The sequence below is a fragment of the Mycolicibacterium sp. 624 genome (genome assembly GCF_040548615.1).
In the GTDB taxonomy this organism is placed as follows: domain Bacteria; phylum Actinomycetota; class Actinomycetes; order Mycobacteriales; family Mycobacteriaceae; genus Mycobacterium.
This window is the reverse complement of record NZ_JBEPRZ010000006.1, coordinates 348,114-361,186: the sequence shown is the minus strand read 5'-3', so window position 1 is coordinate 361,186 and position 13,073 is coordinate 348,114. Positions and strand designations below refer to the sequence as shown.

Below are 13,073 nucleotides of genomic sequence, written 5' to 3'. Positions count from 1 at the left end.
GAGATTACTCTTGGGCGCGTGTCCGAGACGCGTGCAGCCACCGAATCGTTGCGCTACCGCGAGCGCCTGCGCGTGCCGTGGTGGTGGTGGCTGCCCGGCATCGGCTTGGCGGCACTGATCGCGTTCGAGGTCAACCTCGGCATCGCGGCCATCCCGATGTGGGTGCCGTTCGTCGTCCTGACGCTGGTGGCCGCCGCGGCGCTGACGTGGTTGGGCCGCGTCGACGTGCGTGTCGTCGCCAGTGGGGACGACACCGAACTCTGGGTGGGCCCCGCGCACCTTCCCGTGAGCGTCATCGCGCGCATGGCAGAGGTACCTCGCTCGGCCAAGTCGGCAGCGCTGGGTCGCCAACTGGACCCCGCCGCCTACGTCGTGCACCGGGCGTGGATCCCCTCTTTGGTGCTCATCGTCCTCGATGACCCCGACGACCCGACACCGTACTGGCTGATCAGCAGCCGTCACCCCGACCGCCTGCTGGCGGCGCTACGCGGCGACTGAGGCTGGCGCCTGCGTCAGGCCGCGCAATCGGTGCAGATCATCGCGCCGTTCTTCTCGCTGGCGAGACGACTGCGGTGATGCACCAGAAAACAGCTCGAACACGTGAACTCGTCGGCCTGCTTGGGAACAACGCGGACAGACAGTTCCTCGCCCGACAAATCTGCGCCGGGTAGTTCGAACGACTCAGCCGTTTCGGTCTCATCGACGTCGACGACGGCGGATTGTGCCTCGTTGCGGCGAGCCTTCAGTTCCTCGAGGGAGTCCTCGGAAACGTCATCGGTCTCGGTACGCCGCGGGGCGTCGTAGTCGGTAGCCATTTACCTCTTCCCCTCCGTAACCTTGCGACAGAGCTTTGTACCAGCGCAGAACGCATCCGCCAAATGATTCGTGCCCCGATCACCGCCGGAATGGATGTGATTTATATCACATGTCGATTCCTCGGGTGGGGACGCAGGTGGAAGAGGACGGCACTGCCTGCCCTTAAGGTGCAGTGGTGGTCGCGCAAATCACCTCCGGTACGGCATTCGACAAACACGGCCGTCCCTTCCGTCGACGCAATTACGTCCCCGGTCTCGCGATGCTGGCCGCTCTCGCCGTCGTGTCGTTGATGGTCTGGGTGATCGCGTTCAACCAGCCCACCGACGTCCAGGAAGTCGCGGACTGCAACGCTCCGCCTGCGCCGACGGAGCCGAACCAACCCACTCTCGGCGACCGGGTCACGGCCTCGACAATGTCCGAGGTGGTTCCGGCCAAGCTCGCTGACACCAAGATCCGCGTGCTCAACGCCAGCGGTCAGGGCGGACAGGCGGCTGAGGTCGCGGGCGCCCTGCGCGACCTCGGCTTCGCCCAGCCCACCGCCGCCAACGACGCGGTGTACGCCGGCGAGCGACTGCAGTGCCAGGGCCAAATCCGGTTCGGCCCGGCGGGACGCGCCGCCGCTGCATCGCTGTGGCTGGTGGCCCCGTGCACCGAACTGTTCCAGGACGAGCGCGGCGATGACACCGTCGACCTGGCGATCGGCACCGAGTACACCGAACTCAGCCACAACGACGACATCGAAGCGGTGCTGACCGCCCTGCGACCGGAGGCGACGCAGCCGCCGGACTCATCACTGCTGACCAAGATCCAGTCCGTCACCTGCTGACTCGCCGCTAGCGCATTGGCGCGCCCGCACGACGCAGCGCGGCATCGAGATCACCCGCAATGCCCGGCGCCGCAGCCACGATCAGCTCACCGCCGCTTCCGTCGACGGGCGGCAGATCCATGACGGCGCCCGCCTCGGACGCCACCAGTGCACCCGCCGCCCAATCCCACACGTGCACGCCGTCCTCGAAGTAGGCGTCCAGCCGGCCGGCACCGACCATGCACAGGTCCAGCGCACACGACCCGATGCGCCGCACGTCGCGGATCTCGGGCAGGATCTGCGCCAACACCTCGGCCTGGCGTATCCGGCCGTCGCGCGCGTAGGCGAAACCGGTGCCCACCAACGCCATTGACAGATCCGTGATCGGCGTGCACGCCAGTCGCGTGAGTTCGGTACCCCGCCGCAGCCATGCGCCATGGCCCAGTGCGGCGGAGAACACCTCACCGGTCGCGACATTGGCGACCGCGCCCGCCACCGACCGGCCGTCCACCTGAACACCCACCGACACCGCGTACGCCTCGACCCCGTAGACGAAGTTGACTGTGCCGTCGATCGGGTCGAGCACCCACAGCGGCTGCCCCGGCTCCGCGTGCACGGACCCGCCCTCCTCCTCGCCGAGCACCGGCTCGCCAGGACGCAGCACCGCCAGCCGGTCCCTCAGCAGCCGCTCGGTCTCGGTGTCGACGATCGTCACCGGATCGGTCGGCGAGGCCTTGCTCCGCACCGCCGACGCCCTCTCCGCGCTGCCTGCGCCGAACACCTCGGCACGACGACGTCGGACGAAGTCGGCGGCTTGTGCGGCAAGGTCCTCGGCAACCGTCCGCAGCGTCGTGGGCTCAGAGTCGATGTCAGTCACCGGCTCATCGCAGCACAGAAGCCATCGCAAGACCAAAGCCGATCACAGGACAAGCCGATCCGGTTGCGCGGCTGCCCCACAAGACCATTGCCGACCCACTAGTGTGTGGATCGCGTCGCACCTGCCGGCCTCTGGAACAGGAGTGCTCATGACCGCCACCGAAACGTCTGCAGCAGACTCGGGCACCGAAGGCACACAACACCGCGGATTCGGAGTCGACGTCGGCGGCAGCGGGACCAAGGGCGGCGTCGTCGACCTCGCCACCGGTCAGCTGATCGGCGAGCGGTTCAAACTGCCCACCCCCCAACCCGCCACCCCGGACGCCGTCGCCAAGACCGTCGCCGCCGTCGTCCGCGAATTCGGCTGGACGGGCAGCCTCGGCGTCACGTACCCGGGCGTCGTCACCGACGGCATCGTGCGGACCGCCGCCAATGTCGACAAGGCGTGGATCGGCACCAGCGCGCGTGACGCCATCTCAGCCGAACTCAACGGTCAGGCGGTGACCGTGCTCAATGACGCCGACGCCGCCGGACTGGCCGAGGAGCGGTTCGGCGCGGGCCGCGACAACACCGGTGTCATCGTACTTCTGACCTTCGGCACCGGCATCGGCTCCGCGGTCATCCACAATGGAATCCTGCTGCCCAACACCGAATTCGGACACCTCGAGGTCGGCGGGAAGGAGGCCGAGCACCGTGCGGCCTCGTCCGTCAAGGAGCGCAAGGACTGGAGCTACGAGCGCTGGACCGAGGAGGTGACCAAGGTCCTGGTGACCATCGAGAACGCGATCTGGCCGGACCTCTTCATCGCCGGTGGCGGCATCAGTCGCAAGGCCGACAAGTGGATTCCGCTGCTGAAGAACCGCACGCCCGTCGTCGCCGCGACGCTGCTCAACACGGCGGGCATCGTCGGCGCCGCGATGGCCGCCGACAAGGACACCACCACCTGATCTCGCTGGGGAGAACCCGATACAGCACAACGATTTTCGCTGTCATTCGGCGACCTCCGCCGACCGTCAGCCCTCGATGAGTTCGGCGTGGCTGGCCAGCTCCGCGCGGGTGCGCACACCGAGCTTGCGGTAGATGCGGCTGAGGTTGTGCTCGACCGTCTTCGGACTGATGAACAGCGCAGCGGCGATGTCCCGATTGGTCATCCCGGCCGCCGCGTGCCTGGCGACGCTGATCTCCGACGGTGTGAGATCGGAGTCCCTGTTGCGCGCCACGTTAACCCGGGCCAGTTCGGCGCGGGCCCGATCGACCCACAGCCTGGCTCCCAACTGTCGAAACTCCGTCACCACCTCGGTGAGGGCCTGGGCCGCAACCTGCTTGCGGCGTTGCCGGCGGGCGAGCTGACCGACGAACAGTTGCGTACGGGCCCGCTCGAATGGCATCGGCAGCCGGTCGTGTTCGGCCATCGCCTTGTCTGCCATCTTCTCTGCGCCCACCACATCGCCGCGCGCGGCCAGCATCATGGCCCGACACCGCGCACCGACGGCCAGCATCCACGGCCGGTCGAGTGCGGCGCCGTTACGCTCCAGCGCAGCGATCAACGGCTCGGCGTCGTCGAGGCGGCCGAGCGCGACCATCGCCTCAACCGCGTCGGGGATGTAGGACGCAGCGATGATCTCGGTCCCCCCGTCGGGGTCGAAACCGGCCAGGATCGGCGCGAGCGCCTCCAGTGCGTCGGCGTGGTTGCCACGCGAGACCTCGAGAAAGCCGAGGATCATCATCGGCCACGCGGCCATCTGCGGCGCATCACACCGGTGCGCGCCGACGATCGCGGCGTGAATCTCGTTTCGCGCGTGCTGCTCACGCCCCTGGTAGGCCCACACCAGCGCTCGCTGAATCCGAGCGATCACCAGTGAGTACTCCCCACCGAGGTGTTCTGCGCGCTGCATCATGTCGTCGGCGACCACCTCGGCGGCTCCAAACCGCGCCATCCAGACGTTGATCATCGACAGGTGCCGCGACACCTGCATCATGTCCGCGTCGGACCCGCGCTCGATGCAGCGGCGACGAACCATCATCATGGCCGTCCGGGCCTCGTCGAGCCGACCGAGCCACGCCTGCGTCATGGCATCGGCTGTGCCGGCCCGCGCGGGTACCGGCACGTCGGCGTCGGGGTCCTCGAGTTCCAGGGCCCGGCGCAACGCCTCCTCGTCGCGGCCCCTGCCCTGCCCGCACTCCAGAGCCACGTGCATGGCCAGCGCCTGGCTGATCACCGCAGGGGCGCCGAGAAGTTCGGCCTGCTCGACGGCCGACGCCGTGTGCTGCAACGCGTCCGCATACTCTCCGGTCCAACCCTGCGCCAGCGCCAGCCCCAAGTGTGCCCGGACCAACAGCAGTGGACTGCCCTCGGCGTCCTCGAACGCCGCGGACAGAAGTTCCTTGGCAGGAGCGAAGTCGTTGTCGTAGATCCATGTACCGGCCAGCAGGATGGTCGCCGCCGCCCGCTGCGGTCCGGGAGGTAGCGATTCGACGACGGGCTTGAGGAGCTTGCGGGCCCGACGGGTCTCGTGGGCCCGCAGGAGGTGTCTGGCAGCGCGCCGCCGGCGGGCGGGAGTGTCGCCGCCCAACTCGATCGCCAACTCGGTCAGCTCGGCCGCCGCAGCCGCCGCGCCGCGTGCACTCGCCGCATCGGCGGCCGTGTCGAGTGCATTCAGAGTCGCGGGATCGGCGCTGGCACTGCCGAGAGCCATGTGGCGGGCCTTGAGTTCGGGCTGCGTCTCGACGCTCGCCAGCGCACGGTGCATGCGACGACGGCGCCCCGGACCGGCCTGGGTGTAGATCCCGCGAGCCAGCAGTGGATGGCTGAACCGCACCTGATCACCGTTGATGACGACGATGCCCTCACGTTCGGGTCCCGCGAGCAGTTCCTCGACCCGGTCCACGCCCACCCCGGTGGCCTCAGCCAGCAGCTTCACGGTCGGCTCCGCCACACATCCGGCAGCGAGCAGCATGTCGGCGACAGCCGGGCTGAAGTGTCCGGTGCGCAGCTGCATCAGATCGGCCAGGGTGCTGGGCAGTACGGCGTCTGCGCTGACCGACTGTCCGTCCACCGCGCGCGCCAATTCCAGGGCGTAGAACGGATTCCCACCTGAGGCCTCGGCGATCCGGACCATCGTCGGCCGAGGAAGGGCACGACCGAACCGCCCACAGATGATGGTGTCCAGTGCCCCCAGCGTCATGGGTCCCACCCGCAACCGCTTGACCGCATCGGGATCTCCCAGCCTCAGCCAGGGCGATGCCGTCACGCCGTCTGAATCGGTGCGCTCGGTGAGCACCATGCCGACTCGGCCCGCGAGCCGGCGGGCGGCGAACTGCAGCACGGGCTGACTCGACGAATCCAGCCACTGTGCGTCGTCGATGGCGATGAGAACCGGCGAGCGCACCGTCAGCGCGGTGATGACCGATACCAGGGCGGCCGCGGTCACGCGTTGATCGGTGGGCGGGCCGTCGGCGCTGGCGCGCAGAAGGACCCGGTCAACGGCGATGCGCTGCAGATCGGGCAGCTGGTCGAGGATGTCTGGCTCGATGTCCGCCAACAGGTCTGCCACGGCCGCGTAGGTCAGTACCGACTCCGCTTCACCGGCGCGGGCCGACAGGATCCGGTACCCCGCACGTCGCGCATGCTCGACCGCCTCGTTCCACAACGTGGTCTTGCCGATGCCGGACTCCCCCGCGATGACCAACGCAGACGGGCGTGCCGCAGCCGTCATCAAGAGGATATCGACCGCCTGCAGCTCCACAGTCCTACTGACCGCTGCGAACGACACGCCGACAATCATCGCAGCTAGCAAAGCAGAAGGCACCCCCAATCCCGCTCCGAAGATTCGCCGCGGGACGACATACTCAGCCCTTCATGATCAGATCGGCAGGCGATCTGGGAGATTCTCGAGCGGCCGATGTCGGTTCTGGCTATGAACTGGCCGAGACGGTCCCGTTTCCCGGAGTGGCGCTCACTGCGGCCTCATCCGCCCCGCTCGAGCGCGCGCGCGGCTCGCCGACATCGAGTTTTTGCGCTCGAGGCGGGCGGTCGCCCACTCTGTCGTTACAATGGTCAACGGCGGCCGCACAACGAATAGCGGCAGTATCCGAACTGCGATCGACGCCAACATTCGAGAGCCGACAATTTTTCGGTGGCGCATGCCCACGCCCCCGATCCAGCAAGACCGTAAGGGGTGTCCCGTGACCGCGACGAAGGCAAAGTCGGCGACAGACGAGCCGGTGAAGCAGGCCGTCACCAAGGCGCCCGCCAAGAAGGCCGCTCCTGCCAAGCGTGCCACCAAGGCCGCCGCCAAGACCGGCCCCAAGGGGCCCGCGAAGGGCACCCGCGCCAAGAAGGCCACGAGCGTCGACGACGATGTGACGACCGCCGACAACGTCGATGTGTCTGATGAGGACATCGACGTCGACGAGGCCGATATCGAACTCGAGGACATCGACACCGAGGACGACGACACCGAGGACTCGGCCGACGCCGCCACCCCTGCCGTCAAGACAGCGGGCAAGGCCACCGACGAGGAGTCCGACGACATCGCCGAGCCGTCCGACAAGGACAAGGCCTCCGGTGACTTCGTGTGGGACGAAGAGGAATCCGAGGCGCTGCGACAGGCCCGCAAGGACGCCGAACTCACCGCCTCGGCGGACTCGGTCCGCGCCTACCTCAAGCAGATCGGCAAGGTCGCGCTGCTCAACGCCGAGGAGGAGGTCGAACTCGCCAAGCGCATCGAGGCCGGGCTCTACGGCACTCAGCAGCTCGCGGAGAAGGCCGAGAAGGGTGAGAAGCTCACCACGCAGTACCGCCGCGACATGCAGTGGATCTGCCGTGACGGTGACCGCGCGAAGAACCACCTGCTGGAGGCCAACCTCCGCCTGGTCGTGTCGCTGGCCAAGCGCTACACCGGCCGTGGCATGGCGTTCCTGGACCTGATCCAGGAGGGCAACCTCGGTCTGATCCGCGCGGTCGAGAAGTTCGACTACACCAAGGGTTACAAGTTCTCCACCTACGCCACGTGGTGGATCCGCCAGGCCATCACCCGCGCCATGGCCGACCAGGCCCGCACCATCCGTATCCCGGTGCACATGGTCGAGGTCATCAACAAGCTCGGCCGCATCCAGCGCGAGCTGCTCCAGGACCTGGGCCGCGAGCCCACGCCGGAGGAGCTCGCCAAGGAAATGGACATCACGCCGGAGAAGGTGCTGGAAATCCAGCAGTACGCGCGTGAGCCCATCTCGCTGGACCAGACGATCGGCGACGAGGGCGACAGCCAACTCGGCGACTTCATCGAGGACAGCGAAGCCGTCGTCGCGGTGGACGCCGTGTCGTTCACCCTGCTGCAGGATCAGCTGCAGAGCGTGCTGGAGACGCTGTCCGAGCGTGAGGCCGGCGTGGTCCGGCTGCGCTTCGGCCTCACCGACGGCCAGCCGCGCACGCTCGACGAGATCGGCCAGGTGTACGGGGTCACCCGCGAGCGCATCCGTCAGATCGAGTCCAAGACGATGAGCAAGCTGCGCCACCCCAGCCGTTCCCAGGTGCTGCGCGACTACCTGGACTAGTCGAAAACGACGAAATGGTCGCTACCAGCGTGCTGGTAGCGACCATTTCGTCGTTTTCGGGCCTAGCTCTCACATCCGACGCCGTCACCGTCCCGGTCGAGGTGCGGCCCGTAACCCGGGTCGCCCTCCATGACGGGCGCGGCGCCGGCGTCGCGCGCGGCACTGCAATTCTTGTAATACGGCTCGGCGTGCGCGAATCATGGTCGAGCTGAGAGCGGGCGTGCTCAGCGCCGCTCGCGCACCTTGTACGAGGCCGGCCACGACTCGCGGGACTCGTCTCCGGTGAGTGGAGTCCCCTTTCCGAGGACCTGAACGGCGTAGGCCTCCTTACCGGCGCCCACCTCGCGATCGGCCTTCTCCTTGGCCATATACAGCAGTTCGTCGATCGCGAGTTCGCGGAACGCCACGAACGTGGTCTTGCGGACGACGTCCGGGCTCAGCGCCGCAGCCACCATCCGGTCGATGAGGACACGGCCGGCCAGCACTGCGAGCCCCAGCGCGACGACCGGGACCACCCAGTAGCAGACGACCGACAGCGGGGTCGTGTCCAGGAGGCTGGCGTCGCGCGCCACGATCGGGGGGATGGCCGACGACACCGTCATGACCGCGAAGGCGGCCACCCAGATCCATGTCACCAACGCGGTGACCGGTTCGAACGGATCGCTCTTGACGACCTCGGCGGGCTGGTCGGCCTCGGCGAACTCCCGCACGAAGGGTTTGCCGGCCAGAACGCCGACCAGGGCCACGAGCAGGATGCCCGCACCGCTCAACGTCAGGATCCAGCGCTCCATGAACGTCTGACTCAGCGTGAACGTCAGGATCGCGAGCACCGAAAACGTCCCGATCGCCCCGATTTCGAGCGAGCTGACCGTCGAACGGCGAGCCCGGCTCACGATCAGCGCCAACACCGCCACCGCGAGCGCCACCAACACCGCGGCGGCAAGGGGGACGTTCCCCACGAGTATCCAATAGACGACCCACGGCGCGAAGCCCGACAGGATTCCCATGATGGCTGAGTCTAGGCAAGACGACCAGGGACGCACGCAGGTATATCCTTTGCCTTCGTGCCTGCAACCGCGAAGACCCCGCCCACCTGGCTGATTAACACAATTGGCCGCATCCGTAATGCCCTCGGCACGGCCAGCCGATCGGCCGTGCCCGCCAACATCGCACTGTTGGAGATCACCCAGGGCGCGTGGTTGACCCAGGCCCTGTACGCCGCCGCCCAACTCGGCATCGCCGACGAGCTTCGTGACCGTCCACGCTCGAGCGCCGACATCGCATCCGCCGTCGGCGCCGACCCCGGCGCCACCTACCGCCTGATGCGGGCACTGGCTGCCAACGGGTTGCTCAAGCTGCACCGCGACGGACGATTCTCGCTGACCCGCGTTGGCCAAGCGCTGCGCTCGGACTACGACGGGTCCATGGCCCCGATGATCAAGTTGGTCGGCCACCCGTCGCACTGGGAGCACTGGGGCAACCTGCTGTACTCGGTCAAGACGGGCGACTCGGCGGCGGAGAAGCTACGCGGTATGCCGGTGTTCGACTATCTCGAGACCGATCCTGAGTACGCGAAGGTCTTCAACGACGCCATGACGGGCGTGTCCGCGATGGCAATCGAGGCCGCCGTTCCGGCCTACACCTTCTCCGGCCACAAGCTCATCGTCGATGTCGGCGGCGGCCACGGGGCGCTTCTAGCCGCAGCACTGGCGACGGCACCCGATGCCCGCGGCGTGCTGTTCGACCTGCCGTCGGTGATCGCAGGCGCGGGTCCCGAACTCGACCGGGCCGGGGTGTCGGACCGGTGCACCAAGACGGGCGGCTCGTTCTTCGAGGCGGTGCCCGAAGGCGGCGATGTCTACCTGATGAAGACGATCATTCACGACTGGGACGACGAGAAGTCGCTGACGATCCTCCGCAACATCCGCACCGCGATCGCGCCGAACGGCAAACTTCTGCTGTTCGAGTTGGTACTTCCCGAGGGCGCACCGTCGCATCCCGGAATGCTGCTCGACCTCGAGATGCTGGTGCATCCCGGCGGATGCGAGCGCACCCCGAGCGAATACCGGGATCTTTTGGCGCGCGCCGGGTTCCGGATGACTCGTGTCATCGGGACGGCGGGGCCGATGTCGATTGTCGAAGCGGTGCCGGCGTGAGGACGCGGTGATGCCCGACCGGTTGAACGTCTCGTCGGGTTCCCCGTTCGAGGACCAGGTGGGCTACTCGCGGGCGGTGCGCATTGGGCCGCTCGTCGTCGTCGCGGGCACCACCGCGCCGGGCGACGACGCCGCGGCTCAAGCGCGGGAGGCATTGCGCCGCATAGAGTCTGCATTGCTCGACTGCGGCGCATCGATGACCGATGTCGTTCGGACCCGGACGTTCGTCACCGACATCACGCAGTGGCCGGACATCGCGGCCGTGCACGCTGAGACGTTCGGCGACATCCGGCCCGTGACGACAATGGTCGAGGTTTCAGCCCTTATCGCACCGGATCTTCTGGTCGAGATCGAGGCCGACGCCTACGTCCCCGAGTGACCGATCGCAGCGAAGCGCCCGTCCTCACCGGGGAGGTACGCCGTGACACTTGTCACAGCGTGGGCCGGCAGCGGGCCGTACAGATGCGGGAACGTCATCGCCTCGGGATCGCCCGGAACGCCGGGCTCCCACCGCACGGGTGCGGTCAGTAGCGACGGGTCCAGCGTCAGCAACAGCATGTCCGTGCGCCCGGCGAAGAGTCGGTTCGCGGGCAGGTGCACCTGCTCCGGGCTGGACAGATGGACGAATCCGCTATCCTCCAGCGACGGCGGCCGACGCTCCCCCAAGGCGCGAGCCCGTTCCCACTCCTGTTCGGTGCAAAGGTGCACCAGCTGATGCGATTCCGCGGGCATCGGTCCAGTGTGGCGGAACGGCAACTCGGGTATCGGGTGAGACACGACACACCGGTGAACGCTTGGGGAACAACCCCGGACGCCCAAACGTCTGACAGAGTAGAGACACGCGAGACCGGAGGAGGAGCCATGAACGCAACTCTGACCAGCCCCGAATTGACCCGGGCTGATCGCTGTGACCGTTGCGGCGCCGCCGCTCGCGTCCGAGCGAAGCTGCCGTCGGGAGCTGAACTGCTTTTCTGCCAGCACCACGCCAATGAGCACGAGGCGAAGCTGGTTGAGCTGGCGGCCGTCATCGAGGTTAGCCCGGTCGACGCCTGACAGACCCGCCGAGCGGCACCCATGCGGGCGCAATCGGTCCGCGTCGGTAATGCTGGTCTGGTCATGAGCGACCAGCCACAGCCAGTCAGACCGTCCAAGCACCACATTTGGCGGGTTAGCAAGCGCACTCTCTCGAAGAGCTGGGACGACTCGATCTTCTCGGAGGCCGCGCAAGCCGCCTTCTGGTGTGCACTGTCCCTGCCTCCCCTACTGCTGGGGATGCTGGGCAGCCTGGCATGGGTGGCGCCGCTGTTCGGGCCCAACACACTGCAGACGATCGAGAATCAGTTGATCTCGACGGCCGCGAACCTGTTCTCGGGCAACGTCGTCAACGAGATCATCGAGCCCACCATCTCCGACATCGTGGCGGGTGCCCGCGGCGAGGTGGTGTCGCTGGGTTTCGTGATATCGCTGTGGGCCGGGTCGTCGGCGATCTCGGCGTTCGTCGACTCGATCGTGGAGGCGCACGACCAGACCCCGCTGAGGCATCCAGTGCGTCAACGGTTCTACGCGCTGGGCCTGTACATGATCATGCTGCTGGGCGTCATCGTCACGGCGCCGTTTGTCGCGCTCGGGCCGAGCAAGGTCCGCGAGTACATCCCTGACAGCTGGGATCACGTCCTTCAGTACGGCTACTACCCCGTGCTGTTCCTCGGCCTGGCCGTCGCGGTGGGCGTGCTCTACCGGGTGGCACTGCCCAAACCGCTGCCATCGCACCGACTGGTGTTCGGCGCCCTATTGGCCGCCACGGTGTTCATCATCGCGACGGTGGGGCTGCGCGTGTATCTGACCTGGATCACCGCGACGGGCTACACCTACGGAGCGCTCGCCACACCTATCGCGTTCCTGCTGTTCGCGTTCTTCCTGGGCTTCGCGATCATGATCGGCGCCGAACTCAACGCGGCGATCGAAGAGGAGTGGCCGGCGCCCGAGACCCACGCCAAGAGGTTGCGTGGCTGGCTCGAGGAGAAGGCCGAGTCACTCAACAGTGACGGCGGCGCGAGCACTGCCTCAGTCGATGACGAGAAACCCGCCGCGCCAACACCGCGCGAGGGAACCTCGACTACTTCTTGAATCCCTCGTAGATCCGCTTGCAGTCCGGGCACACCGGCGAGCCCGGCTTGGCCGACTTCGTCACCGGGAACACCTCGCCGCACAGGGCGACGACGTGGGTTCCCATGACCGCGCTCTCGGCGATCTTGTTCTTCTTCACGTAGTGGAAGACCTTGGGAGCATCGTCGTCCGTGCCGTCGTCGGCGCGTTCGTCAACGTCGGTCCGCTCGATCGTCTGGGTTTCCATGCCTACATTGTGCATCGCAAGGCTTCGGTAATGAACCGGCGGTTTACACCGGCCCCGGGTGTGGAACGATGGAGGCATGAAACACGGCCAAGAGCTGAGTTTCGACGACGACGGTAAGCCGGTTCTCATCACCCGTGCGGCGGTGCCCTATGAGGAGCAGCACCGCGAGCGTGTGCGCAAGTACCTCACGATCATGTCGTTTCGCATTCCGGCTCTGATTCTCGCAGCGGTCGCCTACGGCATATGGCACAACGGACTGATCTCCTTGGCCATCCTGGTGGCGTCCATCCCGCTGCCCTGGATCGCCGTGCTGATCGCCAATGACCGACCGCCGCGACAGCGTGAGGAGCCACGGCGCTACGCGTCGCGGCGCAAGATTCCGCTCTTCCCCACCGCCGAGCGGCCCGCGCTCGAAGAGGCACCCCATGCTGTGCCGCCGCCCGATTCGGCTGAGACACCGCGCGACGTTCCGCACTGAGCGAAATCTGGCTCACTTCTCAGGACATTCTCA

General features: G+C 67.1%; 15 protein-coding genes and 1 pseudogene. 9 read left to right on the top strand and 7 right to left on the bottom strand.

Annotated elements, in window-relative coordinates; genetic code table 11:
- The first annotated feature begins 18 nt into the window (after positions 1-18).
- Positions 19-498, top strand: a complete 480-nt coding sequence (locus ABIA65_RS24140) for a DUF3093 domain-containing protein (RefSeq protein ID WP_241399500.1) — start codon at positions 19-21, stop codon at positions 496-498.
- Between the two features lie 14 nt (positions 499-512).
- Here the strand turns inward: ABIA65_RS24140 and ABIA65_RS24135 are convergent, their stop codons facing one another.
- A complete protein-coding gene (locus tag ABIA65_RS24135; protein ID WP_241399501.1) occupies positions 513-815 on the bottom strand; it encodes a DUF4193 domain-containing protein in 303 nt (100 codons plus the stop codon).
- A 176-nt stretch (positions 816-991) separates the two neighbouring features.
- On the opposite strand from ABIA65_RS24135, the gene cei reads away from it, so the two are divergent.
- Complete coding sequence (gene cei, locus ABIA65_RS24130; protein ID WP_241399502.1) at positions 992-1,642, top strand: envelope integrity protein Cei; 651 nt, start codon at positions 992-994, stop codon at positions 1,640-1,642.
- 7 nt (positions 1,643-1,649) lie between these two features.
- Here cei and ABIA65_RS24125 read toward each other — a convergent pair whose 3' ends face one another.
- Entirely contained in the window at positions 1,650-2,498 is an 849-nt protein-coding gene (locus ABIA65_RS24125; RefSeq protein WP_354525117.1) for an inositol monophosphatase family protein, read from the bottom strand.
- Between the two features lie 148 nt (positions 2,499-2,646).
- Between ABIA65_RS24125 and ppgK the strand changes: the two genes are divergently transcribed.
- Positions 2,647-3,444, top strand: a complete 798-nt coding sequence (gene ppgK / locus ABIA65_RS24120; RefSeq protein ID WP_241399504.1) for a polyphosphate--glucose phosphotransferase — start codon at positions 2,647-2,649, stop codon at positions 3,442-3,444.
- Positions 3,445-3,510: 66 nt separating this feature from the next.
- Here the strand turns inward: ppgK and ABIA65_RS24115 are convergent, their stop codons facing one another.
- Entirely contained in the window at positions 3,511-6,270 is a 2,760-nt protein-coding gene (locus ABIA65_RS24115; RefSeq protein ID WP_354525116.1) for a helix-turn-helix transcriptional regulator, read from the bottom strand.
- Positions 6,271-6,682: 412 nt separating this feature from the next.
- On the opposite strand from ABIA65_RS24115, the gene ABIA65_RS24110 reads away from it, so the two are divergent.
- Complete coding sequence (locus ABIA65_RS24110) at positions 6,683-8,053, top strand: RNA polymerase sigma factor (protein ID WP_305853297.1); 1,371 nt, start codon at positions 6,683-6,685, stop codon at positions 8,051-8,053.
- 62 nt (positions 8,054-8,115) lie between these two features.
- Here ABIA65_RS24110 and ABIA65_RS24105 read toward each other — a convergent pair.
- Both ABIA65_RS24105 and ABIA65_RS24100 read right to left on the bottom strand, forming a co-directional pair.
- A pseudogene (locus ABIA65_RS24105) lies at positions 8,116-8,217 on the bottom strand (excalibur calcium-binding domain-containing protein); the annotation flags it as partial.
- Between the two features lie 60 nt (positions 8,218-8,277).
- On the bottom strand, positions 8,278-9,060 hold the full coding sequence (locus ABIA65_RS24100; protein WP_241399507.1) for a hypothetical protein: 783 nt from the start codon (positions 9,058-9,060) through the stop codon (positions 8,278-8,280).
- Between the two features lie 57 nt (positions 9,061-9,117).
- Between ABIA65_RS24100 and ABIA65_RS24095 the strand changes: the two genes are divergently transcribed.
- Both ABIA65_RS24095 and ABIA65_RS24090 read left to right on the top strand, forming a co-directional pair.
- Positions 9,118-10,209 (top strand): methyltransferase, encoded by a 1,092-nt coding sequence (locus ABIA65_RS24095; RefSeq protein WP_354525115.1) that lies wholly within the window; start codon positions 9,118-9,120, stop codon positions 10,207-10,209.
- 10 nt (positions 10,210-10,219) lie between these two features.
- A complete protein-coding gene (locus ABIA65_RS24090; protein WP_354525114.1) occupies positions 10,220-10,588 on the top strand; it encodes a RidA family protein in 369 nt (122 codons plus the stop codon).
- On the opposite strand, the gene ABIA65_RS24085 is transcribed toward ABIA65_RS24090, so the two are convergent.
- Positions 10,573-10,941, bottom strand: a complete 369-nt coding sequence (locus ABIA65_RS24085; RefSeq protein ID WP_354525113.1) for a DUF952 domain-containing protein — start codon at positions 10,939-10,941, stop codon at positions 10,573-10,575. The two genes, ABIA65_RS24090 and ABIA65_RS24085, sit on opposite strands and share 16 nt — an antisense overlap.
- A 129-nt stretch (positions 10,942-11,070) precedes the next feature.
- On the opposite strand from ABIA65_RS24085, the gene ABIA65_RS24080 reads away from it, so the two are divergent.
- Positions 11,071-11,262 (top strand): DUF7455 domain-containing protein, encoded by a 192-nt coding sequence (locus tag ABIA65_RS24080; RefSeq protein WP_241399511.1) that lies wholly within the window; start codon positions 11,071-11,073, stop codon positions 11,260-11,262.
- Positions 11,263-11,325: 63 nt separating this feature from the next.
- A complete protein-coding gene (locus ABIA65_RS24075) occupies positions 11,326-12,336 on the top strand; it encodes a YihY/virulence factor BrkB family protein (RefSeq protein ID WP_354525112.1) in 1,011 nt (336 codons plus the stop codon).
- On the opposite strand, the gene ABIA65_RS24070 is transcribed toward ABIA65_RS24075, so the two are convergent.
- Complete coding sequence (locus tag ABIA65_RS24070; RefSeq protein WP_241399513.1) at positions 12,326-12,562, bottom strand: DUF3039 domain-containing protein; 237 nt, start codon at positions 12,560-12,562, stop codon at positions 12,326-12,328. The genes ABIA65_RS24075 and ABIA65_RS24070 overlap by 11 nt on opposite strands.
- Before the next feature lie 76 nt (positions 12,563-12,638).
- Between ABIA65_RS24070 and ABIA65_RS24065 the strand changes: the two genes are divergently transcribed.
- Complete coding sequence (locus ABIA65_RS24065; protein ID WP_241399514.1) at positions 12,639-13,040, top strand: DUF3099 domain-containing protein; 402 nt, start codon at positions 12,639-12,641, stop codon at positions 13,038-13,040.
- Positions 13,041-13,073 lie beyond the last annotated feature (33 nt).

Coding starts and splice junctions, on each gene's coding strand:
- ABIA65_RS24135 (WP_241399501.1), bottom strand. CDS start 815: ATGGCTACCGACTACGACGCCCCGCGGCGTACCGAGACCGATGACGTT.
- ppgK (WP_241399504.1), top strand. CDS start 2,647: ATGACCGCCACCGAAACGTCTGCAGCAGACTCGGGCACCGAAGGCACA.
- ABIA65_RS24100 (WP_241399507.1), bottom strand. CDS start 9,060: ATGGGAATCCTGTCGGGCTTCGCGCCGTGGGTCGTCTATTGGATACTC.
- ABIA65_RS24090 (WP_354525114.1), top strand. CDS start 10,220: ATGCCCGACCGGTTGAACGTCTCGTCGGGTTCCCCGTTCGAGGACCAG.
- ABIA65_RS24085 (WP_354525113.1), bottom strand. CDS start 10,941: ATGCCCGCGGAATCGCATCAGCTGGTGCACCTTTGCACCGAACAGGAG.
- ABIA65_RS24080 (WP_241399511.1), top strand. CDS start 11,071: ATGAACGCAACTCTGACCAGCCCCGAATTGACCCGGGCTGATCGCTGT.
- ABIA65_RS24075 (WP_354525112.1), top strand. CDS start 11,326: ATGAGCGACCAGCCACAGCCAGTCAGACCGTCCAAGCACCACATTTGG.
- ABIA65_RS24070 (WP_241399513.1), bottom strand. CDS start 12,562: ATGGAAACCCAGACGATCGAGCGGACCGACGTTGACGAACGCGCCGAC.
- ABIA65_RS24065 (WP_241399514.1), top strand. CDS start 12,639: ATGAAACACGGCCAAGAGCTGAGTTTCGACGACGACGGTAAGCCGGTT.